The organism is Isoptericola cucumis, from assembly GCF_014635665.1.
Lineage (GTDB): Bacteria > Actinomycetota > Actinomycetes > Actinomycetales > Cellulomonadaceae > Isoptericola > Isoptericola cucumis.
The window spans coordinates 65,719-91,930 of sequence record NZ_BMDG01000002.1 but is presented as its reverse complement, the minus strand read 5'-3'; the positions used below and the strand labels follow the sequence as shown (position 1 = coordinate 91,930).

Sequence of the window (26,212 nt, the reverse complement as noted above, 5' to 3'; positions counted from 1 at the left end):
GCACCTCGCGCTCAGGCGGTGAACGTCAGCCAGAGCAGCGCGACGTTGAGCGCGACGATCACGCCCGCCACGACCCACGCGGCCACCTGCGTGCCCAGCGCGTTGCGGTGCTCCCCGAGCAGCCGGGCGTCCCGGGTGACGCGGACCAGGGGGATCATCGCGAACGGGATGCCGAAGCTCAGCACCACCTGGCTGATGACGAGCATCCAGGTCGGCGAGATCCCCGTGGCGAGCAGGACGATCGCGGGGACGAGGGTGACCAGGCGCCGGGTCAGCAGCGAGACGCGCACGCGCAGCAGCCCCGCCATGATCTCGGCCCCGGCGTACGCGCCGACCGACGTCGACGCGAGCCCGGAGGCCAGCAGCCCGACCCCGAAGAGCACCGCGACCACGGGCCCGAGCGACTCGGCGATCGCGGCGTGCGCGCCCTCGATCGAGTCCGTGCCCGTGCGGCCGGGCAGGTTCGCGGCCGCGAGCAGCAGCATCGCGATGTTGACCCCGCCCGCGACGACGAGCGCCGCCACGACGTCCCACCGCGTGGCCGTGAGCAGGCGACGGATGGTGGTGACCTGCGGCTCGCCGGCGGCCGCGACGTCCCCGCGGGCGAGCCGGCGGGCCTCCCGGACCCGCGCGTCGTGCCGCACCCGGTCGCGCGCGAGCGAGGAGTGCAGGTAGATCGCGTGCGGCATGACGGTGGCACCCAGCATCGACGCCGCCAGGAGCACGGACTCCGGCCCGTCGAGCCGCGGCACCAGGCCCTGCAGCACCGCCCCCGGGTCCGGCGGCGCGAAGAACAGGCCGGCGCAGAACCCGATCGTGAGCACGACGAGCATCGACGTCACGACCGACTCGAAGACGCGCTGGCCGCGCCGCTGCTGCACGGTCAGCACGAGCATCGAGACGACCCCCGTGATGACGCCACCCAGCACCAGGGGCACCCCGAACAGCAGGTGCAGCGCGATGGCACCGCCGATCACCTCGGCGAGGTCGGTCGCCATCGCCACGACCTCCGCCTGCACCCAGTAGGCGACGCGCCCGCGCCGCGACATCCGGTCGGCGAGCACCTCGGGCAGCGACCGGCCCGTGACGACGCCGAGCTTCGCCGACAGGTACTGCACGAGCACCGCCATCGCGTTCGCCGCGACGAGCACCCACACCAGGAGGTAGCCGAACCGGGCGCCGGCCGTGAGGTTCGCGGCGACGTTGCCCGGGTCCACGTACGCGATCGCGGCGACGAACGCCGGGCCGAGGAGGGTCACCAACCGCGCGGTGCGCACCCCGTGGCCGCGGCCGCGCTCTCCACCGCCTCGCGGCGGCCCCCCCGGGGGCGGGCCGGACACGGAGGTCGCCGGGACGGGACCGGGTCGGGGCATGCATGCTCCTGCGGGTCGGCCGTGGCGCCATCACCACGGGAGGTTTCGGGTATCCGAAACCCTAGACGGTGACGCCCGTATCTCGCATCTCCGTCCGCGGGCGCCGCGCTCGCCCCGGCGCGCGGCGGCGGTCTGACACGATGGCGGCGTGCCCTCAGCCGCGCCCGCTCCCGCACGCCGACGCCGGAGCGGCCCCGCCGTCCTCCGGTCGCGCTGGCTGCTCGCGCTCGGGTTCGTCGTGGTGCACGCCTGGCTGGTGAGCGACGCGATCGGCTGGGCGAACACGATCTACGGCGACGTCACGCTGTACGAGTGGTGGGCGCGCACGGGCCTCGCCACCGGCGAGTGGCCGGTGCTGGACTTCGACTGGGTCTACCCGGCGGGCGCGCTCGTGCCCGTCACGCTCCCGGCGCTGTTCACCTCCGGCCTGCTCGGCTACGAGATCGCGTGGACGGCGATGGTCGTGCTGCTCGACGCCGTCGCGGTCGTCGTGCTGGTGCGCGCCACGCCCCGCGGGGTGCTGGGCGCGTGGTGGTGGCTGGCGTTCCTCCTGGCCCTCGGCCCGATCTTCCTCGGCCGGCTCGACGGCGTCATCGCGCCGCTGATCCTGGTCGCGCTCGTGCTCGCGGGACGACGACCGGCCCTGGCGGCGGCCGTCGCGACCGCCGGCGCCTGGATCAAGATCGCGCCCGGCGCGGTGGTCGTCGCGCTCGCCGCCACCCGGCGGCGGGGCGCCGACCTGTGGCGGCACGTCGTCGTGCCCGGCGCGGCGGTCAGCGTGGTCGTCGTCGGGCTGGCCGTGGCGGGCGGCGCAGGCACGCGCGCGCTCAGCGTGTTCGGCCAGCAGGACGCCCGCACGCTGCAGGCCGAGTCGGTCGCGGCCACGTGGTTCAGCGTCGCGCGGCTGTGGGACCCGGGCGTGCGCTTCGAGTACAACGAGGAGATCTTCACCTACGAGGTGCCGGGGGCCGCCGCGCAACGGCTGGCCGGGGTGCTCGACTGGGTGCTGCCCCTGGCGACCCTGGCCCTCGCGGCCCTCGTGTGGTGGGCGGCACGACGACGCCCCGGCCACGGCGGCGAGGTGCTGCTCCTCGGCGCGGCCGCGCTCCTGCTGGCGCTCATCGTGTTCAACAAGGTCGGGTCGCCGCAGTTCGTCGCCTGGGTCGGCCCGCCGCTCGCCGCGGCGCTCGCGCTCTCCGCTCCCGGCACGAGGCGGATCTGGGCGCCGCCCGCCGTGGGCGTGCTGGCCGTCGCGTTCGCGACCTATCTGGTGTACCCCGTCGCGTACGGGCCGTTCCTGGACGGCGAGGCGTGGATGGTCGTCGTCGAGGCCCTGCGCAACGCCGGGCTCGTGGTGCTGCTCGCCGGCGCCGTCTGGCGCCTGGCCGAGCTCGGCCGCCACCGTGCGGCACGCCGTGAGGGCGTCACGTCGTGACCGGAGCGACGCCCGCCCGCGACGACGAGATGGCGGCTGCCGCCCCCGGGCGTACGGTGCCTCCCATGGCCCTCTTGCGATACCTCGAGGAGTACGCGCAGCGCGCGGCGCTCGTCCTCGGCCACCGCGTCGAGGCGAGCATCACCCTCCGCGAGCACGGGGTCTCGCTCCGCGCAGGGAGCAGCACACCCGGGGCGGGACGGTGCGACCAGGCCGAGGCCAGGGCGGACACGGGGCCGTGCATCGACGCGATGCGCGACGACGTCGTCCTCTCGACGTCGGTCCCGACGGCGCCGCCCGCGTGGGAGGCGTGGTCCACCGCGGCCGCGCGCGAGGGCTTCGCCAAGGCGCTGGCGGTGCCGGCCGCGGTCGGGCCCGGCGTCCGGGTCGCCATCAACGTGTACTCGGTCGACGACGGCGAGTGGCCCGCCGGGCTCGCCGACGCCGCGTCCGCCTCGGCCCGGCTCGCGGCCGACGCGGTGCGCCTGCAGCTGCAGTTCGCGGACCTGGGCGACGCCGTCGCCGGCTTCTACCGCACGATGTCGGACGAGGCGGCGGTCGAGCAGGCGGTGGGCGTGATCATGGTCTCCGACGACTGCACCGAGGAGGAGGCGCGGCGCCTGCTGCGGTCGGCGGCCGGGCAGCGGGGCCTCGCCGAGCGGGCGGTCGCGGAGAGCATCCTGCGGTCGCTCGTCATCGGCGGTGAAGGGGACGCGGTCGGCGGCACCGACCGCTGACGCGTCAGGCCGCTCCTCGCGACGACGCGTGGGCCGGCGATCGGTGGGAACATTGACGGACAGCGACAGGACGGAGCGAGCTGTGAACACCTCCGAGCTGCTGGGCCTGTTCGCGCGGACGCTGTCGACCGTCGACGCCGACCTGTCGGTGGCGGCACGCATGTGCCGGGCGTGCGTGACGGTCCTCGGCGCGCAGGGCGGCACGCTGACGCTCTCGGCCGGGCCGGGCGAGCAACTGACCGTCACGACCTCCGACCGGACGGTCGCCGAGATCGAGAGCCTCCAGGAGGTGCTCGGCGAAGGACCCGGGAGGCAGGCGCTCCTGGACGACCGGATCGTCGTCGCCCCGCTGCGCGACGCCCCGGTCGCCGACGACGAGTTCCCCGTGTTCTCCCACCTGGCCGGCACCGTGGGCGGGCCCGCCTGGTGGTATGCCGTGCCCGTGCGCGTCGCGGGTCAGGCCGTCGGCGTGCTGGGGCTGTACGTGACCGCCGAGCACCTCGCCCGAGGCCTGGAGGACGCGCAGTTCCTCGCGGACGCGGTGGGCACGGCCGTGCTCGCGGACGCCGACCAGCTCGGGGGCGCGTCGCGTGCCCGCGTCCAGCAGGCGATGGGCATGGTCGCCGCGCTCCTGCGCATCCCGCCGCCCGACGCGCTCGTCGTGCTGCGGGCGCACGCCTTCTCCGAGGGCGTGACCCTGCAGGACGTCGCCGACGCGGTGGTGTCACGACGCCTGACGTTCACCGACGACGCCGACGCGCTGGAGACCCGGACCGAGGACTCCTAGCGCCCGGAGGGGCGCCCGACGCCGAGCAGCAGGTCGATGGCGGCCCGGCGGTCGATCTCCCGACGGTGCACGACGTCGACCACCTGCTGCGCCAGCTCCCGTACCGGCACGTTGTGGTCGTTCGACGCCTTGCGCATCATCTCGAACGCATGGTCCGCCTCGACGTCGAACAGGACGGCGATCACGCCCTTGGCCTGCTCGATCGCCCCTCGGCTCGCCGCGGCGGCGCGGATGTCCGCCATGGCGCGCTCCCGTGCGCGCTCGGCGACCGCGGTGGTGAGGTCGACGAAGTAGCCCGTCATCTCCGTGGACCGCGCCGCGGCGGCCGCAGGGCGCGCGCACCCGACGACGGTGACCGTGAGCTCACGGCGCTTGGCGGTCACGACCCGGTGCACGCTCGAGAAGGCGGCGCCGCTGCGGCTCGCCGAGCCGAGCAGGTCCCGGAACCCCTCGCGGTCGTCCGGGTGGGTGTGCGCGAGCACGAGGTCCGTGGTGGGCACGACCTCGTGCGGTTCGAACCCGTGCAGGTGGTAGATCTCGTCCGACCAGGCCCAACGGCCGGTCGACGGCTCGACGCGGAATCGGCCGACCAGGTGGGGAGACCGGAACCCCGAGGGCTCCTGGGTCGCGGTGGTATCTGCGAGCACGGTCGCCTCCGACACGGCTGAAAGCGGACCAGCCTTGGCTCGACCGGCGGGACGACTTTAGCGCCGAGCGCCCCGGTGCGCGACCGTTCGTCAGCCCGCGGCTCGCCCCGGGTGGTCCGCCGCGAACCGCTGGAACCACTCGCGCGCGAAGCGGGCGGAGGCGAGCCCGTAGTCCAGCGTCGCGCGCTGGAACGGGTAGATGTCGCCGAACTCCTCGGGGATCTCCTGGCCGTCGAGCTGCTCGCGCACGGCCTCGAGCCGCGCGAGGTCCTTCTCGACCCGCGCCGTGATGCGCGACAGGACGTCGCCGCGCTCGTCGGGCTCCAGCAGGCCGAGGAAGAAGAGCCGGGGCAGGGCGGCCGCCTCGGCGTCGGGCCCCGTCATCGGGCCGGTCATCCAGGCCCGGAACTCGGCAGCGCCCGCGTCGGTCACCCGGTACGTCTTGCGGCCGCGCGCGTCCGGGGCGACCTCGGCCACCTCGATGAGGCCGCGGGTCAGCAGCGACTCCAGCGCGCGGCGGATGCTGCCGGAGCTGGCGCTGTAGAAGAGCGAGACGCCGGCCTCAAAGCTCTTCACGAGGTCGTAGAGGCTCTGCGGCCGGAGCAGGAGCAGACCGAGGATCACGTGCGCCATGGGGCGACCCTAGACCGTTGACCCTCAGAGACCTATCTAGTAGACATGTCTATGAGAGTTATCGCGCCGACGAGGGAGACGTCATGGCACGGCAGGACGAGGTCGACCGGCTGCGGGCGTCGCTGGAGCGCAAGGGACGCCGGCGCTCGGTGATGCCACCGCCCCAGGTGCTCGTCGTCGCGCCCGGGCTGGAGCTCGAGACCGGCGGCTCGCAGCCGTTCCACACGGCCAGCGTCGGCAAGGTGATGACGGCGACGGTGGTGGCGCAGCTGGTCGAGCAGGGCCGCCTCGGCTTCGATAGCCCGGTGGGCAAGCTGCTGCCGGCGTCCGACCTCGACGGTCTGCCCGCCGCGCCCGGTGTCGACGTCGCCGCGGACGTCACCGTCGAGCACCTGCTCACGCACACCAGCGGCCTGCCCGACTTCTTCGAACCTCCCCGGGGCACGCGGACGGCCGTCTCCACCCGGTCCGTCGCAGCCCTGCCCGACCGCTACTGGTCGCCCGCCGCCCTGCTCGCGGAGACGCACCACCTGCCGCCCGTCGGGCGCCCGGGCGAGACGTTCCGCTACAGCGACACCGTGTTCGTGCTGATGGGCCGCATCGTCGAGGAGGCCACCGGAGAGACGTTCAACGCCCAGCTGCGCGAGCGGGTCTTCGAGCCGGCCGGGATGGGGCGCAGCTCCACCCCGTACAGCGACGCCCGCACCCCCGCCGACCTCGCCGGCCTCGACGTCGCGCCGTTCTGGCTCGGCAGGCACGAGCTCAGCCGCGCGCTCAGCATCAGCCTCGACTGGGCCGGCGGCGGCATCGTCGCGCCGCCCGCGGACCTGGTGAGCTTCCAACGCGCGCTGCACGACGGGCGGCTCGTCTCCCCCGAGACGCTGGCGTGGATGACGACGCCCCGGCACCGTCGGCGCCGCGGCATCCACTACGGCGCGGGCATGGTGACCGTGCGGTTCGGCGAGTTCACCCCGCCGTTCCTGCGCGGGCTCCCCGAGCCCGTCGGAGGTCTGGGGCACTTCGCCACGCACATGTTCTTCTACCCGCGCCAGCGGGCCCACGTGATCCTGAACTTCCACGCGTACTCGCGGATGAACCAGAGCTTCATGACGCACGCGCGCATCGCCCGCCTGCTCGCCGAGACCTGAGCGGAGACCGCGTCCCGGCGCGCTGGCGCGCAGAGACCGCGATGATTCGTCGCCGTCACGGCCGTCTATCCCGCATGACCAGAACCGTGGGCGAGATCTCGATCTCCTTGGACGGGTTCGTCACCGGGCCCGACCCGGGCCTCGACAACGGCCTGGGCGACGGCGGGGAGGCGCTGCACACGTGGGTGTTCAGCGACGACCCCGTCGACCGGGCGCTGCTGCGCTCGGCGACCGCCGCCACCGGCGCGGTCGTCCTCGGCCGGGGGCTGTTCGACATCGTCGACGGCCCGCACGGCTGGACCGACGAGCTCGGCTACGGCGGGAGCGAGGCGGCCACGCCGGCGTTCTTCGTCGTCACGAGCGACCCGCCCACCACCACCCGGCTGCCGTTCTGGACGTTCGTCACCACGGGCCTGCGCGACGCCGTGGCCCAGGCGACGACCGCGGCCCGTGCCGCCGCCCAGAGCGCCGGCGCCGACCGGGACGTCGTCCTCATGGGCGGCGGCGCCACCGTCGGGTCCGCACTGGACGCCGGGCTGCTGGACGAGCTGCGGCTGCACATCTCCCCGGTCGTCCTCGCGTCCGGCACCCCGCTGTTCACCGGCGCACGACGGCATGCGCTGGTCCAGCGGAGCGTCACGCCGTCATCGGACGCCGTGCACGTGGTCTACGACCTCGATCGGTGACCGTCGCGGTCCTGTCGTGGTGTGCGCGCGGGCTGGCTAGGTTGGTCCCGTGCCGACGCAGACGTCTCCTGGCCCGCCCGGGCGCCGCACGGCTCGCTGGACGGTCGGGGCCTCCGTGGCACTCGCACTGCTGGCGACCTCGGCCTGCGCCCTGGTCGACGCCGTCGCGCCGACGGCGTACTGCACGCCCAAAGACCCGGTCGTGACGCCGCAACGCGTCTCGCCCGGCGGCGAGGTGCACGTCGAGACCGTGGGCAACCACGACGGCGTCGACTGCGAGACGCGTTTGCCCGCCCAGGCTCGCTACCAGGTCCGGATCCGATCGGAGACGCCCGCCGACGATCCCGACGAGGGATATCTCTCGGCGGATCTCGGCGTCCTGGACCCGAGCAGCGACGGCGACGCCGAGGGGACCTTCCGAGTCCCCGACGACTTCCCTGTGGACAAGGCGGAGATATCCCTGCGCCTCGAGGGCGCCAAGACCGTCTGTGACATCGACCCGAGCATCGGGTGCGCGAAGAACCCGTTCGCCCGGATCGACGTCGTCGGCTGACGGACGCTAACGGGGCCCGAGGGCTTCGAGCAGGACGACGACGACCATCGCGCCGGTCGCCAGGGAGACCACCAGCAGCGGCGTCTTCCTCCCCCGCACCAGGCCGCGGATCTCGGCGACGAGCACCCAGACGAACAGCACCGCGGTGAGGACGTGCCACAGCGCCGAGCCGATCTCGGGAGCCTGGATGATGTTGCCGGCGTGCCGCCACCACGTGCTGACGACCAGCCCGACGAGTCCAGCCTGGATGAGCGCGACGCCGACCACGGCCGCTCCCTGCAGCAGGCCCGGGCCCTGGTCGTCGTGGGGGCCCGTCACGTGTCGCGAGCTCATGTGTCGCCGTCTCCTGCTTTCTGTGTCCGCGCCCCGATGGCCGCGCCTACGGTGACGGTATGCGATGGGTCGTGTCGGTCAAAGGCGTGCTGATCGTGCGAGGCGCCGTCCTGCTGTGCCTCAACGACCGCGGTGAGTGGGAGCTCCCCGGCGGTCAGCTGGAGGACGGCGAGCGTCCGCGCGAGACCGTCGTCCGCGAGCTCGCCGAGGAGACCGCGCTCCACGTCCGCGCCGGGCGGCTGCTCCTCGCCGACACGTTCGAGGTCGTGCCCGGCCGGACGGTGCTGATCGTGGCCTACGAGTGCGCGTCTGACGGTGACCTCGCCGTCACGGTCTCGGAGGAGCACCAGGCGCTCCGGTGGACGCCGCTCGACGAGCTCGACGCCATCGCACTGCCGGAGATCTATCGGCGGGCCGTCCGCGCCGTGTGAGCCGCGCAGGCGGTGGAGTCACCTGGACCCGACTGCTCAGGGCGCCTGCCGCGACGACGAAGGCCCCGCACCTGCTGGTGCGGGGCCTTCGTGCTGGTCTGTCGACCTGGCGGTAGCGGTGGGATTTGAACCCACGGTGGACTTTCACCCACACACGCTTTCGAGGCGTGCTCCTTAGGCCGCTCGGACACGCTACCTCCGCCGGAAGAACCGGCCGTCCGAGGATACCCAATGGAGCGGCAGACCCGAAATCGTGGCCTGACGTGCCGACGCGCCGCCGGTCCCGGCCGGCGGACGAGCGGCGTCCGACCTGTTCGGCCAGTCTTCACCTGCTGGTCGCGCGGGTGCGGTTGCCGATCATCCTGCGGCCTCTAGCGTCCGAGGCATGGCTTCCACACGACTCCGCCGCACGGTCACGTCCGCTCTCGCCGTCACGCTCACCGCAGCGGCGGCGGTCGGCGGCACGACGGCCGCGACCTCGACCGGCGGCGCCGAGGCCGCCCCAACCACCGACAAGGCACCATCCACCCTCGCGTTCGGCGGCAACGGCCAGGGCGGGCGCACGGACGCCGAGCGCGCGTACCGCGACCTGCTGGACCACGGCAAGAACGCGAAGATCCTCACGGCCGCGCACCGCGGCCAGTGGCGCGTGGCGCCCGAGAACTCGCTGCCCGCCATCGAGGCCGCGTTCGACGACGGTGCGGAGATCGTCGAGCTCGACGTGCGCCTGACCGCGGACGGCGTCCCCGTCCTCATGCACGACACGACGGTGGACCGCACGACGGACGGCACCGGCGAGGTGTCGTCCTTCACGCTGGCCGAGATCAAGGAGCTGCGGCTCAAGGAGCACCTCGGTGGCGCGCAGACCGCCCTCACCGACGAGCGCGTCCCGACCCTGGCGGAGGCGATGGAGCTCGTCGCCGACCGCGGGCTCGTCAACCTCGACAAGGGCTGGCCGGCGCGCGAGGAGATCTGGGACGTCCTGGTCGACACGGGCACGGTGCGCAACGGCCTGTTCAAGTCCGACGCGCCGGTCGACGAGGTGCAGGCCTTCCGCGAGTCGCACCCGGACGCGCTCTACCTGCACATGATCAGCGACGACAACCTCGCCTCGTTCGACGAGTTCGGCGACGACCAGCCCGTGGGCTACGAGGTCGTGTTCGGCACCGAGCAGGACGCGGTCGCGCGGGCGCCGTTCCTCGAGCGCATGGCCGGCGAGGCGCGGGTGTGGGCCAACTCCATGTGGGACGGCCTCGCCGACCACCTGACCGACGAGGCGTCGCTGGTCGACCCGAGCCGCGGCTGGGAGCGCCTCGTCACGACCTTCCGCGCGTCGATGGTCCAGACCGACGACGTGGAGGCCATCGAGCGCTGGCTCCGCACCGGCGAGGGCGACGCGGTCCCGCGCGGCAGCGTGCGCGTGCAGGCGGAGGACTTCGCGCCCGGCGGCGCCGGCGTCGCCTACCACGACGTCGACGCCGGCAACCGCGGCAACCTCGACATGCGGCCGGGCGAGGACGTCGACATCTCCGACGCCGACGGCAACGTGCGCGTCTCGTGGCTGCGCGGCGGCGAGTGGCTGACGTACGAGGTCGACGTCCCCCGCACGGGACGCTACGAGCTGTCCGCGCGGGTCTCCTCCCCGTACACACCCGCCGGCGTCTACACCGTGTCGTTCGACGGCGGCCCGGAGAGCGAGCGCGTCGACGTGCTCAGCACCACGAGCCACGACAAGCAGGAGGTGCAGGCCAGCGGCGTCGTGCAGCACCTCACGCAGGGCCGGCACACCGTGCGCGTGAGCCTGCCCGACGACGCGTTCCAGAACTGGAACCTCGACCACCTGCAGCTCGACCGGGTGCGCTGACGCGAGGCCGCCCCGTCGAGGGACGCGACGTAGGCTCGAAGGCGTGCAACCCGTGCCCCGGCCGCTCGCCCCGACGTACCAGGACCGGCGGTGGGAGCTGCCGCCGGACGCGGTGGTGCACCACGGCACCGTCGACGACGCCGTGCGCGTGCTCGCCGGCCGCACGATGACGGCGCTGACCGGCGCGGGCGTGTCGACCGACTCGGGCATCCCGGACTACCGCAGCCCGGACTCCCCGAAGCGCGCGCCGATGACGTACCAGCAGTTCGTCGCCGACGAGGCGTTCCGCCGGCACTACTGGGCCCGCAACCACGTGGGCTGGCAGGTGGTGCGCCGCACGGAGCCGAACGCCGGGCACCGCGCGCTGGCGGCGCTGGAGGACCGCGGGGTCGTGCGCGGCGTCATCACCCAGAACGTCGACCTGCTGCACGAGGACGCGGGGTCGCGGCACGTCATCGACCTGCACGGCCGCTACGACCGGGTGATCTGCCTGCAGTGCTCGCGGGTGATCAGCCGGGCGCACCTGGCGGACCGGCTCGACGCGCTCAACCCGGGCTTCATCGAGTCGGTGCTGGCGGACGGCGCCACGGTGGCGGACATCGAGACCGCGCCGGACGCGGACGCCGTCATCGAGCAGACGAGCCACTTCGTGCCCGCGGCGTGCGAGTTCTGCGGCGGGGTGCTCAAGCCGGAGATCGTCTACTTCGGCGAGAACGTGCCCCGCGAGCGGGTCGAGCGCGCGTACGCGCTGGTGGACGACGCCGACGCGCTGCTGGTCGCGGGCACGTCGCTGACGGTGATGAGCGGCCTGCGGTTCGTGCGGCACGCGGCCAAGGCGGGCAAGCCGGTCGTCGTCGTCAACCGGGGCGAGACGCGCGGCGACCCGCTCGCGACCCTCAAGGTCGACGACGGCGTCACCGAGACGCTCGTCGCCCTCGCCGACCGCCTCTGAGGCCGCGGGCCAGCCCGTGAGGCCGCGGGCCAGCCCGCTCAGCGCCGCGGGCTCGGCCGCGCGATGGTGTCGGCCGCGTCGCGCACGACCTCGCCCAGCGCCTCGAACCGTTCCTCCGTGAGCCGGCTGCCCGGCCCCCAGACGCTCACCACGGCGAGCGGGTGGCCGTGCGAGTCGAGCACCGGCGCCGACACCCCGTACGCGGACGGCTCGTACTCGCCCCGGCAGACGCCGTAGCCGCGGCGCCGGGTCTCGTCGAGCTCGGCGTCCAGCGCGTGCCGGTCGGTGACGGTGGTGGCGGTGTAGCGCTTGAGCCGCGCCCCGAGCAGGCGGCGGGCCGACTCCACGGGCAGGAACGCGAGCAGCACCTTGCCGGTCGACGTCGCGTGCACCGGCACGGTGCGGCCCTTCCACGACGCGGCCACGACGGACGTCGGCGCCACCTCGTCGACGTAGGTCAGCCGGTCACCCCGGAAGACGGCGAGCGCGGCGGTCTCGCCCGTCTGCAGGCTGACGCGCTCCAGCACCGGCTGGGCGGAGCGGACCAGGCTGTCGACCCCGGTCGTCCCGGCGAGCTCGACCAGGCCGACGCCGATCTGCCACTGGCCGGTGCGGCGGTCGCACGCCACCATGCTCTCGGCCTCGAGGGTCGTGAGGATCCGCCACGCGGTGGCGCGGTTGAGCCCGCACCGGACGGCGAGCGCGGCCACGGTGGCGTCCCCGGGGCTGCTCGACCGGGCGACGGCGCGCAGCAGGGCGACGGCCCGGTCGACCGACTGCACCCGGCCGCTGCGCCGCCCGGCGTCGACCTCGACCTCCTCGGGAACCCCGTCGTCCATCTCCGACTCCGTCCTTTGCGATCCCTTGCCCGGCTTGCCAGGCCGGTTTGACGTCACCTACCTCGGCCCCTATGTTCGCATCGTTCAACAGGGTGCTCGTCATGCGAACAAGGAGAGAACAATCTACAACGGACTCGGTCCAGGTGGCCGCGGGATCTCGCGGCGGGACGTGCTCCGACTGGCGGCGATCGCAGCGGCCGGAGCGGTCGGCACGACCGCCCTCGCGGGGTGCGGCACCGTCCCCCCGCCACCCGATCCGGCAGCGCCACGACGGCGCGGCGGCACCCTCAGCCACGGCGCCACCGGCGGCGGCCTCAAGGACTCCCTCGACCCGCACTTCCCGGTCACCAACCCCGACATCGCGCGGGTCAACAACCTGTACGAGCCGCTGCTGTTCTGGGACTCCGCCTACCAGCTCGCCCCCGCGCTCGCGACGGCGGTGACGCCGAACCGCGACGCCACCTCCTGGACCGTCGAGCTGCGCCGCGACGTCGCCTTCCACCACGGCAAGACGATGACCGCCGAGGACGTGCTCTTTACCATGTCCCGCATCACCGACCCCGAGACGGGCGCCGCCGGACCCCTGACCGAGGTCCTGGACATCAAGAACTCCCGCGCGCTCGACAAGCACACCGTGCGGTTCGCGCTCAAGCAGCCCTACTCCGTGTTCGACCAGCTGATCGCGGAGTACACGGCCGGGATCGTCCCCACCGACTTCGACCCCGCGAACCCGGTCGGCACCGGCGCCTTCCGGGCGGACACCTTCACCCCCGGCCAGCTCAGCCGCTTCCGCCGGCACGACGACTACTGGGGCGAGGCGGCCTGGGTCGACGAGCTCGTCATCTACGACTTCGCCGACGACGCCGCCAAGGTCAACGCCCTCCTGGCCGGGCAGGTGCAGAGCATCGACAACCTGCCCTCCTACCTCACGGGCGCCGTCGCCGAACAGGGCTCGTCCGCCCTCGTCTCCGACACCGGCGCCTGGATGCCCTTCACCATGCGCGTCGACACCGAGCCCTTCTCCGACGTCCGGGTGCGCGAGGCCATGCGCCTCGTCGTGGACCGCCAGCAGATGATCGACCAGGCGCTGGGCGGGTACGGGTTCGTCGGCAACGACCTGTACGCCCCCTTCGACCCTGCCTACGCCGACGACCTGCCGCAGCGCGAGCAGGACCTCGACAAGGTCCGCTCGCTGCTCAAGCAGGCCGGGCACGAGGACCTCCAGGTCGAGCTCGTCACCTCCAGCGCCGTCGGCGCCGGCGGCGTGGAGGCCGCGAACCTCTTCGTCGACCAGGCGCGCAAGGCCGGCATCGACGTGCGCCTGAACAAGGCGGACCCCAACACCTTCTACGGCGAGCAGTACCTCCAGTGGCCCTTCGCCCAGGACTTCTGGGTGACCCGCAACTACGTGCCGCAGGTCGCGTCGTGCGCGCTGCCGAGCTCGCCGTACAACGAGACCCACTTCGACGACGCCGAGTTCCAGGAGCTGTTCGCGCAGGCGACGCGGACGGTCGACGAGACCCGGCGCGGCGAGCTCCTGCACCGCTGCCAGGAGATCGAGCACGAGCGCGGCGGCCTCATCGTCTGGGGCTTCAAGAAGCAGGTGGACGGGTACTCGAACCTCGTCCAGGGCTTCGAGCCCGACCGGTACCTGCCCAGCGGGGGCTACAAGTTCCACCGCGTGTCGTTCGTCGAGGGGGCCTGACATGACCACCGTCCGCACGCACGACCCCGCCCCCGCGGCAGGGCCGCCCGCCGGGCCGCCGGCCACCACGACCTCCGGGTCCAGCAGCGCCCGCCGCTCGCCCGCGACCGCGTGGACCCTCTGGGCCGCCCGGCGGGTGGGGCTCGCCGCGCTCACCCTGTGGCTCGTGTCCGTGCTGGTCTTCCTGGCCACGGCCGCCCTGGGCGACCCGGTCAAGGCGATCCTCGGCAAGGAGGCCGCCACCAACCTCGGGCGCGCGGAGCAGATCCGCCAGCAGCTGCACCTCGACGAGTCGCTGTGGGACCGATACTGGCACTGGTTCGGCGGCCTGCTGCGCGGCGACCTCGGCACGTCCGTCGCGAACGGGCTCCCCGTGGGCGAGCTCATCGGCGACCGCGTCGTCAACAGCGGCGTCCTGGTGCTGATCGCCGCCGTCGTCATCATCCCGGTCTCGTTCGCCGTCGCGCTCCTCAGCGCGCGGCACCGCGGGCGCCGGCTCGACCACGGCATCCAGCTCGTCGTGCTGACGCTCGCCGGCCTGCCGGAGTTCGTCGTCGGCATCGTGCTCGTGGCGCTCTTCTCCACCGTGGTCTTCCACGCCCTCCCGGCCGTCACGATCAGCGCCGGGGGCGAGGGCCCGTGGACCCAGCCCGCGTCGATGATCCTGCCCGTCGTGACCCTGGTGCTGGTCGTCGCCCCGTACGTCATCCGCATCATGCGCTCGACGCTGCTCGACGTCCTCGACAGCGACTACGTCGAGCTCGCGCGGCTCAAGGGCGTGCCCGAGCGCGTGGTCCTGCGCCGGCACGCGCTGCGCAACGCCGTCGTGCCCGCCATCCAGGTGATCGGCCTCCAGCTCGCCTGGCTGGCCAGCGGCATCGTGCTCGTCGAGTACCTCTTCTCGTACCCGGGGATCGGCGCGAGCCTCGTCGACAGCGTCCGCAACAGCGACATCCCCATGGTCCAGACGCTCGCGATGATCGTCGCCGCCGTGTACGTCGTGGTGAACCTCGTCGCCGACGTGCTGTCCATCCTGTGCACGCCCCGAGAGAGGACGGCGATCAGCTCATGACTGCCCGTGCCACCGCCCCCGCCACGTCGGGGACCGCCCGCACCGCCCTCGCCCCCGCCGCCGACGGCGCCCCCGCCGGTGGCTCCTCCACGGCGTCCCGCCGCCGGTCGTGGCAGCCGCGCCTGGTCGTCGGCCTCGCCATCACCGCGTTCGTCGTGCTCGTCGCCGTGGTCGGACCGTGGCTCGCGCCGCACGGCGAGCACGAGATCACCGGCGACCCGTACAGCACCGCCGGCGTGCTGGGCACCGACTACCTGGGGCAGGACGTGCTCTCGCGGGTGCTCCACGGCGGCCTGTCCGTCCTCGTCGTCGCCCTCCTGTCCACCGTCGTGGGCCTGGTGCTCGGCGTGCTGGTCGGCATCCTGGCCGCGTACGTGGGCGGCTGGTTCGACGAGGTCGTCATGCGCCTCAACGACGCCGTCCTCGCGTTCCCGCAGATCCTGCTCACCCTGCTGGTGCTGTCCACCGTGGCCGAGCCCACCATGTGGCTGATCGTCGTCCTCGTCGGGATCTCGCACGCGCCCCGCGTCGCCCGGGTCTCGCGCGGCGTGGCCCTCGGCCTCACCCGGCGCGACTTCGTGACCTCCGCCGAGGCGCTCGGCGAGTCCCGCCTGCGGATCGTGGTCCGCGAGGTCCTGCCCAACATGAGCGGACCGCTCCTGGCCGAGGCCGGGCTGCGGCTCACGTACTCCATCGGCATGGTCGCCGGCATCGCGTTCCTCGGCTTCTCCACCGACCCGGGCGCGGCCGACTGGGGCCAGATGATCAACGAGAACCGGCTGGCGCTGCTGGTCCAGCCCTGGGGCGTGCTGGCGCCGGTGCTCATGATCGGCATCTTCGCGGTCGGCACGAACCTCGCCGCCGACGGCATCGCCCAGCTCACCTCGAAGGGAGGCGACCGATGACCGCCACCACCGCGCGTGCCGCCGCGACCACCGAGGCGCCGGACGCCGTCTGCACCGTGCGCGGCCTGCGGGTCGCGCTCGCCGCCGGCGACGTGGACGTCGTCGACGGGATCGACCTCACCCTGCGCCCCGGCGAGGTCGTCGGCCTGGTCGGCGAGTCCGGCTCCGGCAAGACGACGATCGGCACCGCCCTGCTCGGGCACGCCCGCGCCGGCGCCGTGATCGACGCCGGCGAGGTCGTCGTCGACGGCCACGAGGTGCTCGGCCTGTCCGACGACGACGTCCGGCTGCTGCGCGGCGAGCACGTCGCGTACATGCCGCAGGACCCGGCGTCCGCGCTCAACCCGAGCATCCGCATCGGGCGGCAGATCGTCGAGCTCCTCGAGCTGCGCGGCATCGACACGCCCGCCGGGCGCCTCGAGCGGGCGCGGGCCGGGCTGGCCGAGGTGGGGCTGCCCGACGACGACGCGTTCCTCGACCGCTACCCGCACCAGCTCTCCGGCGGGCAGGTGCAGCGCGTGGCCCTGGCGATGGCGTTCCTGCCCCGCCCGAAGGTGCTCGTGCTGGACGAGCCGACCACCGGCCTCGACGTCACCACGCAGACCCTCGTGCTCGAGACCATGGACCGGCTCTGCGAGGCGCACGGTGTCGCCGCCCTGTACGTCACGCACGACCTCGCCGTCATCGGCACGGTCGCCGACCGGGTGGCCGTCGTGTACGCCGGGCGGATCGTCGAGCTGGGCCGCCGCGAGCAGGTCTTCTCCGCCCCGACCCACCCGTACACGCGCGCGCTGCTGGACGCGATCCCGCACGTCAGCCAGGCCCGCGCGCTCGCCGGCATCCCCGGCCGGACCCCGCAGCCGGGCAACCGGCCGTCGGGCTGCCGGTTCCACGACCGGTGCGTCTTCGCCACCGACGCCTGCGCCACCACGGAGCCGGTGCCCGTCGAGCTCGACACCGACCACTGGGCCCGGTGCCTGCGCACCGACGAGCTCGGGCCGTGGGACATCGACCTCGGCCGCGTGCCCGACGCCCCGCCGTCGGTGGAGCGCGACGTCGTCCTCGCGGTCGAGGGGCTGAACGTCTCCTACGGCCGCACCCAGGTGGTGCACGACGTCTCGTTCGACCTCGCCCGGGGCGAGTGCGTGGCGCTCGTCGGCGAGTCCGGCAGCGGCAAGACCACCATCTCGCGCGCCGTCGGCGGCCTGCACCGGCAGTGGACAGGGCGGATCCGGTTCGAGGACCACGAGCTGGCGCGCTCCAGCCGGCGCCGCACCGGCGACGACCGCCGCCGCATCCAGTACATCTTCCAGAACCCGTACCTGTCGCTGAACCCCCGCCAGACGGTGGGCCAGCTGGTGCGCCGACCGATGGAGCTCTTCGGCCTCGCCCGCGGCAGCCAGGCCACCGACCGGGTGGTCGACCTGCTCGACGCGGTCGCGCTCGGCCCCGCCGTGCTCGACCTGCGCACCGACCGGCTCTCCGGCGGCGAGCGGCAGCGCGTCGCGATCGCCCGGGCGCTGGCCGCCCAGCCCGACGTCCTCGTCTGCGACGAGATCACCTCGGCGCTCGACGTGTCCGTGCAGGGCTCGATCGTCGAGCTGCTGGATCACCTGCGCACCCAGCGGGGCATCGCGATGCTCTTCGTGACGCACAACCTGGCGCTCGTGCGGTCCATCGCCACCCGGGTCGACATCCTCTCGGCCGGCCGGCTCGTGGAGTCGGGGCCGGTCGTGGAGGTGATGGAGCATCCGCAGCAGGAGTACACGCGGACGCTGCTGGCCCACACCCCGCGCATCGACTGAGAGGACGCCGTGAGCACCGAGAGCACCGTCACCCCCGAGAGCCCGCAGAGCCCCGAGGCCGCGCCGCCCGCCGAGCGGTCCGTCGCGGCGCTGCGGTTCGTCGACCCGCACCTGCCCGCCGGCGGCTCCCCGGCCCTGCCGCACGTGCGCGTCGCCGCGCCCCGGCCCACGCGCCTCCCCGAGGCGCCCCGGGACCTGGACGTCGAGGTCGCCGGCGCCGGGCACCTCGCCGACCTCGACCGCTGGCGGGCGGAGACCTACGCCACCAGCCTGCTCGTGCTGGACCGCGGCGAGGTCGTGCACGAGTGGTACGCCGACGGGCTCGGCCCGCGGACGAAGTTCCTCGGTGCCTCGATGACGAAGTCCCTGCTCGCGACGCTGGTCGGGCGCGCCGTCACCGAGGGCGACCTGACCCTGGCCGACCGCGTCACCGACCACGTGCCCGAGCTGGCCGGCTCCGGCTACGACGCCTGCACCGTCACCGACGTCATCACCATGACGACCGGGCTCGACTGGACCGAGGACCACCGCGACCCCGCCGGCCCCGCCGCCCGGCTGGTGGGCGCGTTCCGCACCGGCGGCAGCACGCGATCGCAGCTCGCGCAGACGCGCTCGAAGCACCGGCCGGGCACCCAGTGGGAGTACTGCACGGCCGACTCCCAGGTGCTCGACTGGGTGCGCGAGCGGGCCACCGGCGTGCCGTTCGCCGACGCCGTGGGCCGGCTCTGGGCCGACCTCGGCTGCGCCGACGAGGCCGTCGTGGGCGTGGACGGCGACGGCGTCGCGATGGCCGGTGGCGGCGTCGCCGCCACCGCGCGCGACTGGGCCCGGGTGGGCCTGCTCGCGCTGGACGGCCGGGTGGGCGGCACCCCGGACGGGGACCGGCTGCTGTCGGCCGGGTGGGTCGCCGGCGACGGCGTCCCGCCGTACCCGTTCCTCGCCCCCGGCCGGCTGCCCAGCGCCTACACCACCCACGCCGGGTACTCCTGGCACTGGTGGCCGCTGGACCGCGAGGGCCGGGTGCTCGTCGCCGACGGCAGCCACGGCCAGTTCACCCTCGTCGACCGCGACCGTGGCGTCGTCGTGGTCAAGACCTCCCTGTGGCCGTACGCCGACGCGTGGGAGGACCGCCACTACCGCGACCTCAGCTACCTGGGCCTGCAGGCGATCGCCGACGCGGTGGCACGCACCCGCGCCTGACCCGCGCCCTCGACCGACGGCCCGCCCGACCGCTCGACCGACCTCGAAGACCCCCGAGAGGACACCATGAACCGCAACGTCATCATCACCTGCGCGCTCACCGGCGCCGGCGACACCGTCGGCCGCTCGGAGCACGTGCCCGTCACCCCGGAGCAGATCGCCCAGGCGGGCATCGACGCCGCCCGCGCGGGCGCCGCCATCGTGCACGTCCACGTGCGCGACCCGCAGACCGGGGCGCCGTCGCGCGAGACGGAGCTGTACCGCGAGGCGGTCGAGCTGATCCGCGCCAGCGACGTCGACGTGGTCGTCAACACCACGGCCGGCATGGGCGGGGACCTCTACCTCGACCCGAAGGAGCCGACCACCATCCTGCCGGAGACGGACCTGGTGAACGGCGTGGAGCGGCTCAAGCACGTCGGCACCGTGAAGCCGGACATCTGCACCCTGGACTGCGGCAGCCTCAACTTCGGCGAGGGCAGCCTGGTCTACGTCAGCACCCCGGACATCCTGCGCGACGGCGCCCGCCGCATCCAGGAGCTCGGCACCCGCGTCGAGATGGAGATCTTCGACACCGGCCAGCTCGTCTTCGCCAAGAAGCTCGTCGCGGAGGGCCTGATCGACTCCCCCACGATGTTCCAGCTGTGCATGGACGTCCCCTACGGCATGCCCGCCGACCCGCGGCTGCTGGCGACGCTGGTCGACCAGCTCCCCGACGGCGCGGTGTGGTCGTCGTTCGCGCTCGGCCGCATGCAGCTGCCATGGGTGGCGCAGTCGGTGCTGCTGGGCGGCCACGTGCGCGTCGGCCTCGAGGACAACCTGTACCTGAGCAAGGGCGTCAAGGCCACCAACGCGCAGCTCGTCACCCGGGCCCGGACCATCATCGAGTCGATGGGCGCGCAGGTGGCCACCGCGAACGACGCCCGCGAGATCCTGCAGCTGGAGGGCGCCCGATGACCGCCCGCACCGCACCCGTCCGCACCGCCCCGGACGAGGTCCGCACGGTCACCTGCGTCGGCGCCGGCGTCATCGGCGGCGGCTGGGCGGCCTACTTCCTCGCCCGCGGGTACCGGGTGCGCGCCTGGGACCCCGCCCCCGACTTCGGGACCCGGCTGCGCCACCTGGTGGACGCGGCCTGGCCCGCGCTCACCGAGCTCGGCCTCGCGGACGGCGCCGACCGGGCGAACCTCACCGTCTGCGCCACGCTGGCCGAGGCCGTCGAGGGCACCGACTTCGTGCAGGAGAGCGCGCCGGAGGACCTCGAGCTCAAGCGGAGGCTGCTCGCCGACATCGACGCCGCCACCGCCGACCACGTGGTGATCTCCTCCTCCACGTCGGGCTACCCGATGACCGACATGCAGACCGACTGCGCCGTCCCCGGCCGCACCGTCGTCGGGCACCCGTTCAACCCGCCGTACCTCGTCCCGCTGGTCGAGGTCGTGGGCGGCGAGCGGACCGACGACGACGCCGTGACCTGGGCCTCGGACTTCCTGCGCGCCGCCGGGAAGTCGGTCATCACCATGGACCGCGAGGTCCCGGGCTTCATCGCCAACCGCCTGCAGGAGGCCCTGTGGCGCGAGGCGCTGCACATGGTCGACGCCGGCGAGGCGACCGTGGAGCAGATCGACCGGTCCATCACCGACGGGCCGGGCCTGCGGTGGCCGTTCCAGGGCCCCATGCTCACGTTCCACCTGGCCGGCGGCCAGGGCGGCATGGCGCACATGCTCGACCACTTCGGCCCGTCGCTGCTCTCGCCGTGGACGCGGCTCGACGCACCCGAGCTCACCCCCGGGCTGCGGGACGCCGTCGTGCACGGCTGCGAGGACGAGGCGGACGGCCGCACCGTCGACGACCTCGTCGCCGAGCGCGACCGCCAGGTCGTCGCCCTGCTGCGCGCCACGGGGCGCGCGTGAGCGGCGTGCTGCCGCCCTGGCGCGAGCCGGTCCGCGACGAGTGGATCGACTACAACGGCCACCTCAGCGAGGCCTACTACGTGCTCGTGCTCGGGCACGCGACGGACGCGGTGATGGACCACGTCGGGCTCGGCCCGGAGTACCGGGAGGCCCACGACGCCTCGCTGTACACGGTCGAGGCGCACGTGCGGTACCTCGACGAGGTGTCCGCGGGCGCCGAGCTGGAGGTCCGCTCGAGCGTCGTCGGCGCCACCGGCAAGCTGCTGCACCTGTGGCACGAGCTGTGGTCGGGCGGTCGCCTGCGGGCGACCGAGGAGGTGCTGGGGCTGCACGTGGCGGGCGGGCGCGCGGCGCCGTTCCCGCCGGACGTCGCCGCGCGGGTCGAGGCCGTGCGCACCGCGCCCGGCCCCGACGTCGGCCGCGCCATCACGATCGGGCGCTGAGCGCCGCGGCCCGGGCGGTCGTCGCCCGGGCCGCGGCCGTCACGGCACCAGGTAGGAGACGTCGCCGTTCGACGACCGGATCTCGACGGTCCGGCTCGAGGCCGGGTCGGTGGGTCCCTCGACGGTCTGGCTCCCGTTCGACGTGTCCATCACGAGGTTCACCGGCTCCCCGTCGCCGGTCACGGTGACCTCGCCGTTGCTCGACTCGGCGCGCACGTCGCCCCCGACGCCCTCGACGACGACGTCGCCGCTGCTGGAGACCGCCACCGCCGCACCGGTCACCCCGTCGACGTCGACGCGCCCGTTGCTCGTCTCGGCGTCGAGCGTCCCGCCCACGTCGGACACCTCGACGTCCCCGTTGGACGAGCGCGCGTCGACGTCACCGGCGGCCTCGCGCACGACGACGTCCCCGTTGCTGCTGTACACGTCCAGCCGGCCGCCGAGCGAGGCGGCCTCGACGTCGCCGTTGGACGACTCCAGCTCGACGTCCCCCGCGACGCCGCTGGCCAGCACGTCGCCGTTGGACGAGCGGACCACCAGCTCGGTGTCGGCCGGCACCGTCACGTCGAGCTCGCCGCCGCAGCGGGAGGCGAACCACAGCCAGGAGGTGCACTCGTGGGTCACGACGAGCCGGTCGGCGGACTCGTCCGCGCGGTACGTCGGGCCGGTCAGGCCGCTGTGCGCGATCCGGTCGACCTCGACCCCGCCCTCGGCGACCTGCACGGTCACGTCGTCGTCGGCGACCAGCTCCACCGTCCCGGCGGCCGCGTACGACTCGTGCGTCGTCGTCGCGCGCGACAGCGCGAGGTCGACGAGGAACAGCGCGACCCACAGGACCGTCGCGATCCCGAGCACGACACCGAGCACGAGCAGCACCCGGCCGGTCGCGCTGCGCCGCGGGGCGGGCGCCGGGCTCGCCGGCTGGAAGGTGGGCTGGGTGGTGGTCATGGTCGTGCTCCGTTCTCGTCGAGCCAGCGCAGCACCGCGAGCACACGGCGGTTGGCGTCGGCGTCGGGCGGCAGCCCGAGCTTGGTGAGGATGTTCGTGACGTGCTTCTCGACGGCGGCCATCCCCACGACGAGGCGGTCCGCGATCGCGGTGTTCGAGCGCCCCTCGGCCATGAGCGCGAGCACCTCGCGCTCGCGCCGGGTCAGGTCGTCGAGGTCGGTGCGGCGGCTGCGGGCGATGACCTGCGTGACCACCTCGGAGTCGATGACGGTCTCGCCCCGCGCCACGCGGTCGACGGCGTCGAGGAACGTGTCGACGTCGGCGATCCGGTCCTTGAGCACGTACCCGAGGCCGCGGGCGCCGCGCGCGAGCAGCTCGGACGCGTACCGCTGCTCCACGTACTGGGAGAGCACGAGGACCGGCAGCTCGGGGTGCAGGCTGCGCAGGTGCAGCGCCGCGCGCAGGCCCTCGTCGGTGTGCGACGGCGGCATGCGGACGTCGGTGACGAGCAGGTCGGGCATCGTGACGCCCGGCCGCGACAGCGCCGCGACCAGCTCGTCGGCGGTGCGGTACCCCGTCACCGCGTGGCCCTCCGCCGTCAGCAGCCGCACGAGTCCGTCCAGGAGGAGGACGGAGTCCTCCGCGATCACGATGCGCACGGCACCTCCACGGTGAGTCGGGTGCCCGCGCCGGGCGGGCTGGTGAGCTCGAAGACGCCGTCGAGCGCGGCGACCCGGCCGCGCAGGCCGGCGAGGCCGCTGCCGGGCGCCGGCTCGGCGCCGCCGCGGCCGTCGTCCTCGACGACGACGCGCAGGCGGGCGGGGGCGTCGGCGTCGCCGTCGCCGTCGGGCGTGCTGCCCACGACCTGCGCGCGCACGTCGACCGACGTCGCCTCCGCGTGCTTGGCCACGTTGGTCAGGGCCTCGGCGACGACGAAGTAGGCGGCGGCCTGGGCGGCGGGGTCGGCGGCCGTGAGGTCCTCCGCCTCGACCCGCACCGGGACGGGGCTGCGGGCGGCGAGCGCCGAGAGCGCGGCGTCGAGCCCGCGGTCGGACAGCACGGCGGGGTGGATGCCGCGCACCAGGTCCCGCAGCTCGGCCAGCGTCTCCTTGACCTCGCCGTGCGCGTGCTCCAGCGCGGCGGTGGCGACGGCCGGGTCGCGGTCGGCGCCGCGCCGTGCGACGCCGAGCTCGACCCCCAGCGCGACGAGGCGCTGCTGGGCGCCGTCGTGCAGGTCGCGCTCGATGCGGCGGCGCTCGGCGTCGGCGGCCGCGACCGCCTGCGAGCGGGTCTCGGTGAGGACGACGGCGCGCTCCCGCGCCGCGTGCGCCGCCTGCTCGGCGGTGCGCGCCTCCTCCTCGGCCGCGACGGCGCGGGCCTGGGCGGCCTCGGACGCCGACGGCCCGAGCAGCGCGGCCGCCAGCCGGATCGTGAGCAGGGAGGCGTACTGCGCGAGGACGGCCGCCGTCCAGAGCAGCACGACGGCGAGCACGAGCGCGGCGACCAGGGCCAGGGGCCACGGCACGTCGACGGCCAGCCGCTGCCCGGCCTCTCCCGTCGCCGCGAGGACGACGACGGCGACCGCGCCGGCGGCGAGGGTCGCCGCCAGCAGCAGCCCGAACGTCGCGAGGAGAGGGCCGAGGAAGGCGTAGCCGACGGCCGACCAGGCCCGCGAGTCGCGCAGGGGCGCGACCAGCGCGGGCCACGGGCGGCGCCACGAGCCCGGGCCCGCGGCGGGCGGCGCCGGGGCCGGGACGACGACGTCGGTCTGCACGGCGATCCGGCCGCGCTCCGCCGACGCGAACCACCGGGCCACGACCAGCCAGAACGCCAGCACGGGGATCCCGATCCCGAGGACGGGCACCAGCAGCACGGACACCAGGACCGACACCCACAGGGCGGTCCCGGCGAGGAGCAACCACCAGCTGCCGACGGCGAGCTGGGCGAGCGCCCGGAAGGTCGGCGCCGAGACGGGCGCACGGCGGAACGCGCCCGGCACGAGCAGCGCGGGGGCGGTGCGGGCCTCGATGCTCGGCCCGGCGCTCGGTACGGCGCCCGGCACGGCGCCCGAGGCGGTTGCGGTTCTGGTCACGACCACGACCCTAGGACGCGGTGCCCCGGCACGGCAGGCCGGCTGCCCACGAGGTCAGGGTAGGGATCACCCCACTCCGTCGGGCGTCCGGTGCGATGGTTGAATCGCAGGGAGAGCAGGGACCGAGGGGAGCACAGCGTGCTGGACGCCGTCGTCGTGGGATCCGGGCCCAACGGGCTCGCGGCCGCCGTCACGCTCGCGCGGGCGGGTCTGTCGGTGACGGTCCTCGAGGCCGAGGCCACGGTGGGCGGCGGCTGCCGCACCCTCGCCCCGGGCGACGACGGCGACCTGCTCGCGGGCCTGCCCGCCGGCGTCGTGCACGACGTGTGCTCCGCGGTGCACCCGATGGCGTGGGCGTCGCCGTTCTTCCGCGCGTTCGACCTGCCCGCGCACGGCGTCGAGCTGCGCACCCCCGACGTGTCGTACGCGCAGCCGCTGCCCGGCGGCCGCGCGGCCGTCGCGTGGCGCGACCTCGACCGCACGGCCGACGGCCTGGGGCCCGACGCGACGGCGTGGCGGACGCTGCTCGGGCCGCTCGCCCAGGAGTGGGAGGCCGTGGTCGCCGTGGGCCTGAGCGACCGCCGTTCGGTGCCGCCCGGCGTGCTCGACGGGCGGCGGCCGGTCCGCGGCACGACCGCCGCGCTGCGGTTCGGGCTCGGCCTGCTCGAGCAGGGCACGCGCGCCTGGGGCGCCCGGTTCGTCGGCGACGCCGCCCCCGCGCTGCTGACGGGCGTCGCGGCACACACGATCACGACCCTGCCCTCGCTGGCCGGTGCCGGGACCTCGCTGCTGCTGGGCGCGCTCGCGCACGCCTCCCCCGCCGCGCACCACCCGTTCGACGGCGGGTGGCCGGTCCCGCGCGGCGGGTCCGGCGCGATCGTCGCGGCGCTGCGGGCCGACCTGGAGGCCCACGGCGGCACGGTCGTGACGCGGCACCCCGTCCGGACGCGCGCCGACCTCCCGGCCGCGCGCGCCGTCCTGTTCGACACGACCCCGCGCACGCTGCTGGCGGTGCTCGGGGACGCCGTGGCCCCCGGGCTGCGGGGCGCGCTGTCCCGGTTCCGCCACGGCGACGCCGCCGCGAAGGTCGACTACGTGCTGTCCGGGCCGGTGCCGTGGGCGGAGCCGCTGGTCGGCCGGGCGGGCACCGTCCACGTCGGCGGCACCCGCGAGCAGATGGCGGCGGCGGAGGCGGCGGTCGGCTCCGGGCGGCACGCCGAGCGGCCGGTGTGCCTGGTCAGCGACCCGACCGTCGTGGACGACACCCGGCGGGCGGCCACGCCGCGGGGCGAGCGGCGCCCCCTGTGGACGTACACCCACGTGCCCGCGGGCTCCGACCTCGACGTCACCGAGACCGTGACGGCCCAGATCGAGCGGTACGCGCCGGGGTTCCGCGACGTCGTCGTCGCCTCGCGCTGCGTGCCGGGCGACGCCATGGAGCAGCACAACGCGAACTACGTCGGCGGGGACATCGCCGCCGGCGCGGCGACGATGTGGCAGCTGGTCGCACGCCCCACCCTGCGGGCGGACCCGTACCGCGTGGGCGCGGGCGGCGTCTACCTGTGCTCGGCGTCGACGCCGCCCGGGCCCGGCGTGCACGGCATGGGCGGCTGGCACGCCGCCCGCCGCGCGCTGCGGGAGGTGTTCGGCGTCCGCGTCGCGCCGCTGTAGCCCACCCGTGGCCACCCGGTAGCCACCCGGTAGCCACGCGGCG

At 74.5% G+C, this 26,212-nt stretch carries 26 protein-coding genes and 1 tRNA gene; 18 read left to right on the top strand and 9 right to left on the bottom strand.

Features of this window, described 5'->3' with window-relative positions:
• Positions 1 to 11 precede the first annotated feature (11 nt).
• Entirely contained in the window at positions 12 to 1,373 is a 1,362-nt protein-coding gene (locus IEW03_RS02575; RefSeq protein WP_188522098.1) for an Nramp family divalent metal transporter, read from the bottom strand.
• A 148-nt stretch (positions 1,374 to 1,521) separates the two neighbouring features.
• Between IEW03_RS02575 and IEW03_RS02570 the strand changes: the two genes are divergently transcribed.
• The 3 genes from IEW03_RS02570 (at position 1,522) to IEW03_RS02560 (ending at position 4,332) form a co-directional block, all read left to right on the top strand.
• Positions 1,522 to 2,808 (top strand): glycosyltransferase 87 family protein, encoded by a 1,287-nt coding sequence (locus IEW03_RS02570; protein ID WP_188522097.1) that lies wholly within the window; start codon positions 1,522 to 1,524, stop codon positions 2,806 to 2,808.
• Between the two features lie 65 nt (positions 2,809 to 2,873).
• Positions 2,874 to 3,545, top strand: a complete 672-nt coding sequence (locus IEW03_RS02565; RefSeq protein ID WP_188522096.1) for an ANTAR domain-containing protein — start codon at positions 2,874 to 2,876, stop codon at positions 3,543 to 3,545.
• 82 nt (positions 3,546 to 3,627) lie between these two features.
• Complete coding sequence (locus IEW03_RS02560; RefSeq protein WP_188522095.1) at positions 3,628 to 4,332, top strand: ANTAR domain-containing protein; 705 nt, start codon at positions 3,628 to 3,630, stop codon at positions 4,330 to 4,332.
• Here IEW03_RS02560 and IEW03_RS02555 read toward each other — a convergent pair.
• Together IEW03_RS02555 and IEW03_RS02550 are read right to left on the bottom strand one after the other, a co-directional pair.
• Positions 4,329 to 4,979 carry a PAS and ANTAR domain-containing protein gene (locus tag IEW03_RS02555; protein ID WP_188522094.1) on the bottom strand — a complete coding sequence of 217 codons (651 nt, stop codon included), beginning with the start codon at positions 4,977 to 4,979 and terminating at the stop codon, positions 4,329 to 4,331. The genes IEW03_RS02560 and IEW03_RS02555 overlap by 4 nt on opposite strands.
• 90 nt (positions 4,980 to 5,069) lie before the next feature.
• The gene (locus IEW03_RS02550; protein ID WP_188522093.1) at positions 5,070 to 5,612 is read right to left on the bottom strand and encodes a PadR family transcriptional regulator; all 543 of its coding nucleotides are present in this window, start codon (positions 5,610 to 5,612) and stop codon (positions 5,070 to 5,072) included.
• 83 nt (positions 5,613 to 5,695) lie between these two features.
• On the opposite strand from IEW03_RS02550, the gene IEW03_RS02545 reads away from it, so the two are divergent.
• The 3 genes from IEW03_RS02545 to IEW03_RS02535 all read left to right on the top strand — a co-directional run bounded on the left by IEW03_RS02545 (position 5,696) and on the right by IEW03_RS02535 (position 7,999).
• Entirely contained in the window at positions 5,696 to 6,760 is a 1,065-nt protein-coding gene (locus IEW03_RS02545) for a serine hydrolase domain-containing protein (protein ID WP_188522092.1), read from the top strand.
• A 74-nt stretch (positions 6,761 to 6,834) separates the two neighbouring features.
• Positions 6,835 to 7,446 (top strand): dihydrofolate reductase family protein, encoded by a 612-nt coding sequence (locus tag IEW03_RS02540; RefSeq protein ID WP_188522091.1) that lies wholly within the window; start codon positions 6,835 to 6,837, stop codon positions 7,444 to 7,446.
• A 115-nt stretch (positions 7,447 to 7,561) separates the two neighbouring features.
• Positions 7,562 to 7,999 (top strand): hypothetical protein, encoded by a 438-nt coding sequence (locus IEW03_RS02535; protein WP_188522090.1) that lies wholly within the window; start codon positions 7,562 to 7,564, stop codon positions 7,997 to 7,999.
• 6 nt (positions 8,000 to 8,005) lie between these two features.
• Here IEW03_RS02535 and IEW03_RS02530 read toward each other — a convergent pair whose 3' ends face one another.
• Complete coding sequence (locus IEW03_RS02530; RefSeq protein ID WP_188522089.1) at positions 8,006 to 8,332, bottom strand: hypothetical protein; 327 nt, start codon at positions 8,330 to 8,332, stop codon at positions 8,006 to 8,008.
• Positions 8,333 to 8,391: 59 nt separating this feature from the next.
• On the opposite strand from IEW03_RS02530, the gene IEW03_RS02525 reads away from it, so the two are divergent.
• Positions 8,392 to 8,763 (top strand): NUDIX domain-containing protein, encoded by a 372-nt coding sequence (locus IEW03_RS02525; RefSeq protein WP_188522088.1) that lies wholly within the window; start codon positions 8,392 to 8,394, stop codon positions 8,761 to 8,763.
• Between the two features lie 107 nt (positions 8,764 to 8,870).
• On the opposite strand, the gene IEW03_RS02520 is transcribed toward IEW03_RS02525, so the two are convergent.
• Positions 8,871 to 8,960 (bottom strand) — tRNA-Ser (locus IEW03_RS02520).
• 188 nt (positions 8,961 to 9,148) lie between these two features.
• Here IEW03_RS02520 and IEW03_RS02515 point away from each other — a divergent pair.
• Complete coding sequence (locus tag IEW03_RS02515) at positions 9,149 to 10,627, top strand: glycerophosphodiester phosphodiesterase family protein (protein ID WP_188522087.1); 1,479 nt, start codon at positions 9,149 to 9,151, stop codon at positions 10,625 to 10,627.
• A 43-nt stretch (positions 10,628 to 10,670) separates the two neighbouring features.
• A complete protein-coding gene (locus IEW03_RS02510) occupies positions 10,671 to 11,579 on the top strand; it encodes an NAD-dependent protein deacetylase (protein ID WP_229737339.1) in 909 nt (302 codons plus the stop codon).
• 38 nt (positions 11,580 to 11,617) lie between these two features.
• On the opposite strand, the gene IEW03_RS02505 is transcribed toward IEW03_RS02510, so the two are convergent.
• On the bottom strand, positions 11,618 to 12,418 hold the full coding sequence (locus IEW03_RS02505; RefSeq protein WP_188522086.1) for an IclR family transcriptional regulator: 801 nt from the start codon (positions 12,416 to 12,418) through the stop codon (positions 11,618 to 11,620).
• 169 nt (positions 12,419 to 12,587) lie between these two features.
• Here IEW03_RS02505 and IEW03_RS02500 point away from each other — a divergent pair, with 169 nt between their 5' ends.
• The 8 genes from IEW03_RS02500 to IEW03_RS02465 all read left to right on the top strand — a co-directional run bounded on the left by IEW03_RS02500 (position 12,588) and on the right by IEW03_RS02465 (position 21,458).
• Positions 12,588 to 14,123, top strand: coding sequence for an ABC transporter substrate-binding protein (locus tag IEW03_RS02500; RefSeq protein WP_229737338.1), 1,536 nt, complete (start codon positions 12,588 to 12,590; stop codon positions 14,121 to 14,123).
• A 1-nt stretch (position 14,124) separates the two neighbouring features.
• Positions 14,125 to 15,195 carry an ABC transporter permease gene (locus IEW03_RS02495; protein WP_188522085.1) on the top strand — a complete coding sequence of 357 codons (1,071 nt, stop codon included), beginning with the start codon at positions 14,125 to 14,127 and terminating at the stop codon, positions 15,193 to 15,195.
• Positions 15,192 to 16,100, top strand: coding sequence for an ABC transporter permease (locus IEW03_RS02490; RefSeq protein ID WP_188522084.1), 909 nt, complete (start codon positions 15,192 to 15,194; stop codon positions 16,098 to 16,100). The genes IEW03_RS02495 and IEW03_RS02490 overlap by 4 nt, the downstream gene beginning before the upstream one ends.
• Positions 16,097 to 17,905, top strand: coding sequence for an ABC transporter ATP-binding protein (locus tag IEW03_RS02485; RefSeq protein WP_188522083.1), 1,809 nt, complete (start codon positions 16,097 to 16,099; stop codon positions 17,903 to 17,905). Before IEW03_RS02490 ends, IEW03_RS02485 begins: the two co-directional genes overlap by 4 nt.
• Positions 17,906 to 17,914: 9 nt before the next feature.
• Complete coding sequence (locus tag IEW03_RS02480; RefSeq protein WP_188522082.1) at positions 17,915 to 19,105, top strand: serine hydrolase domain-containing protein; 1,191 nt, start codon at positions 17,915 to 17,917, stop codon at positions 19,103 to 19,105.
• 66 nt (positions 19,106 to 19,171) lie between these two features.
• On the top strand, positions 19,172 to 20,059 hold the full coding sequence (locus IEW03_RS02475) for a beta-keto acid cleavage family enzyme (RefSeq protein WP_188522081.1): 888 nt from the start codon (positions 19,172 to 19,174) through the stop codon (positions 20,057 to 20,059).
• A complete protein-coding gene (locus tag IEW03_RS02470; protein ID WP_188522080.1) occupies positions 20,056 to 21,015 on the top strand; it encodes a 3-hydroxyacyl-CoA dehydrogenase NAD-binding domain-containing protein in 960 nt (319 codons plus the stop codon). The genes IEW03_RS02475 and IEW03_RS02470 overlap by 4 nt, the downstream gene beginning before the upstream one ends.
• Positions 21,012 to 21,458 carry a thioesterase family protein gene (locus IEW03_RS02465; RefSeq protein WP_229737337.1) on the top strand — a complete coding sequence of 149 codons (447 nt, stop codon included), beginning with the start codon at positions 21,012 to 21,014 and terminating at the stop codon, positions 21,456 to 21,458. Before IEW03_RS02470 ends, IEW03_RS02465 begins: the two co-directional genes overlap by 4 nt.
• Before the next feature lie 39 nt (positions 21,459 to 21,497).
• On the opposite strand, the gene IEW03_RS02460 is transcribed toward IEW03_RS02465, so the two are convergent.
• The 3 genes from IEW03_RS02460 to IEW03_RS02450 are packed head-to-tail and all read right to left on the bottom strand — an operon-like array spanning position 21,498 to position 24,498.
• The gene (locus IEW03_RS02460; RefSeq protein ID WP_188522079.1) at positions 21,498 to 22,406 is read right to left on the bottom strand and encodes a DUF4097 family beta strand repeat-containing protein; all 909 of its coding nucleotides are present in this window, start codon (positions 22,404 to 22,406) and stop codon (positions 21,498 to 21,500) included.
• The gene (locus IEW03_RS02455; protein ID WP_188522078.1) at positions 22,403 to 23,065 is read right to left on the bottom strand and encodes a response regulator transcription factor; all 663 of its coding nucleotides are present in this window, start codon (positions 23,063 to 23,065) and stop codon (positions 22,403 to 22,405) included. The genes IEW03_RS02460 and IEW03_RS02455 overlap by 4 nt, the downstream gene beginning before the upstream one ends.
• Positions 23,053 to 24,498 carry a sensor histidine kinase gene (locus tag IEW03_RS02450; protein ID WP_229737336.1) on the bottom strand — a complete coding sequence of 482 codons (1,446 nt, stop codon included), beginning with the start codon at positions 24,496 to 24,498 and terminating at the stop codon, positions 23,053 to 23,055. The genes IEW03_RS02455 and IEW03_RS02450 overlap by 13 nt, the downstream gene beginning before the upstream one ends.
• Before the next feature lie 90 nt (positions 24,499 to 24,588).
• Between IEW03_RS02450 and IEW03_RS02445 the strand changes: the two genes are divergently transcribed.
• Positions 24,589 to 26,169, top strand: a complete 1,581-nt coding sequence (locus IEW03_RS02445; protein WP_268236073.1) for a phytoene desaturase family protein — start codon at positions 24,589 to 24,591, stop codon at positions 26,167 to 26,169.
• The last annotated feature ends 43 nt before the right edge of the window (positions 26,170 to 26,212 follow it).

What these genes read in the sequence shown, in the direction of transcription:
- IEW03_RS02550 (WP_188522093.1), bottom strand. Translation starts at nt 5,612, where the DNA reads ATGGCGCACGTGATCCTCGGTCTGCTCCTGCTCCGGCCGCAGAGCCTC.
- IEW03_RS02470 (WP_188522080.1), top strand. Translation starts at nt 20,056, where the DNA reads ATGACCGCCCGCACCGCACCCGTCCGCACCGCCCCGGACGAGGTCCGC.
- IEW03_RS02475 (WP_188522081.1), top strand. Translation starts at nt 19,172, where the DNA reads ATGAACCGCAACGTCATCATCACCTGCGCGCTCACCGGCGCCGGCGAC.
- IEW03_RS02545 (WP_188522092.1), top strand. Translation starts at nt 5,696, where the DNA reads ATGGCACGGCAGGACGAGGTCGACCGGCTGCGGGCGTCGCTGGAGCGC.
- IEW03_RS02460 (WP_188522079.1), bottom strand. Translation starts at nt 22,406, where the DNA reads ATGACCACCACCCAGCCCACCTTCCAGCCGGCGAGCCCGGCGCCCGCC.
- IEW03_RS02540 (WP_188522091.1), top strand. Translation starts at nt 6,835, where the DNA reads ATGACCAGAACCGTGGGCGAGATCTCGATCTCCTTGGACGGGTTCGTC.
- IEW03_RS02505 (WP_188522086.1), bottom strand. Translation starts at nt 12,418, where the DNA reads ATGGACGACGGGGTTCCCGAGGAGGTCGAGGTCGACGCCGGGCGGCGC.
- IEW03_RS02485 (WP_188522083.1), top strand. Translation starts at nt 16,097, where the DNA reads ATGACCGCCACCACCGCGCGTGCCGCCGCGACCACCGAGGCGCCGGAC.
- IEW03_RS02495 (WP_188522085.1), top strand. Translation starts at nt 14,125, where the DNA reads ATGACCACCGTCCGCACGCACGACCCCGCCCCCGCGGCAGGGCCGCCC.
- IEW03_RS02525 (WP_188522088.1), top strand. Translation starts at nt 8,392, where the DNA reads ATGCGATGGGTCGTGTCGGTCAAAGGCGTGCTGATCGTGCGAGGCGCC.
- IEW03_RS02530 (WP_188522089.1), bottom strand. Translation starts at nt 8,332, where the DNA reads ATGAGCTCGCGACACGTGACGGGCCCCCACGACGACCAGGGCCCGGGC.
- IEW03_RS02515 (WP_188522087.1), top strand. Translation starts at nt 9,149, where the DNA reads ATGGCTTCCACACGACTCCGCCGCACGGTCACGTCCGCTCTCGCCGTC.
- IEW03_RS02490 (WP_188522084.1), top strand. Translation starts at nt 15,192, where the DNA reads ATGACTGCCCGTGCCACCGCCCCCGCCACGTCGGGGACCGCCCGCACC.
- IEW03_RS02565 (WP_188522096.1), top strand. Translation starts at nt 2,874, where the DNA reads ATGGCCCTCTTGCGATACCTCGAGGAGTACGCGCAGCGCGCGGCGCTC.
- IEW03_RS02575 (WP_188522098.1), bottom strand. Translation starts at nt 1,373, where the DNA reads ATGCCCCGACCCGGTCCCGTCCCGGCGACCTCCGTGTCCGGCCCGCCC.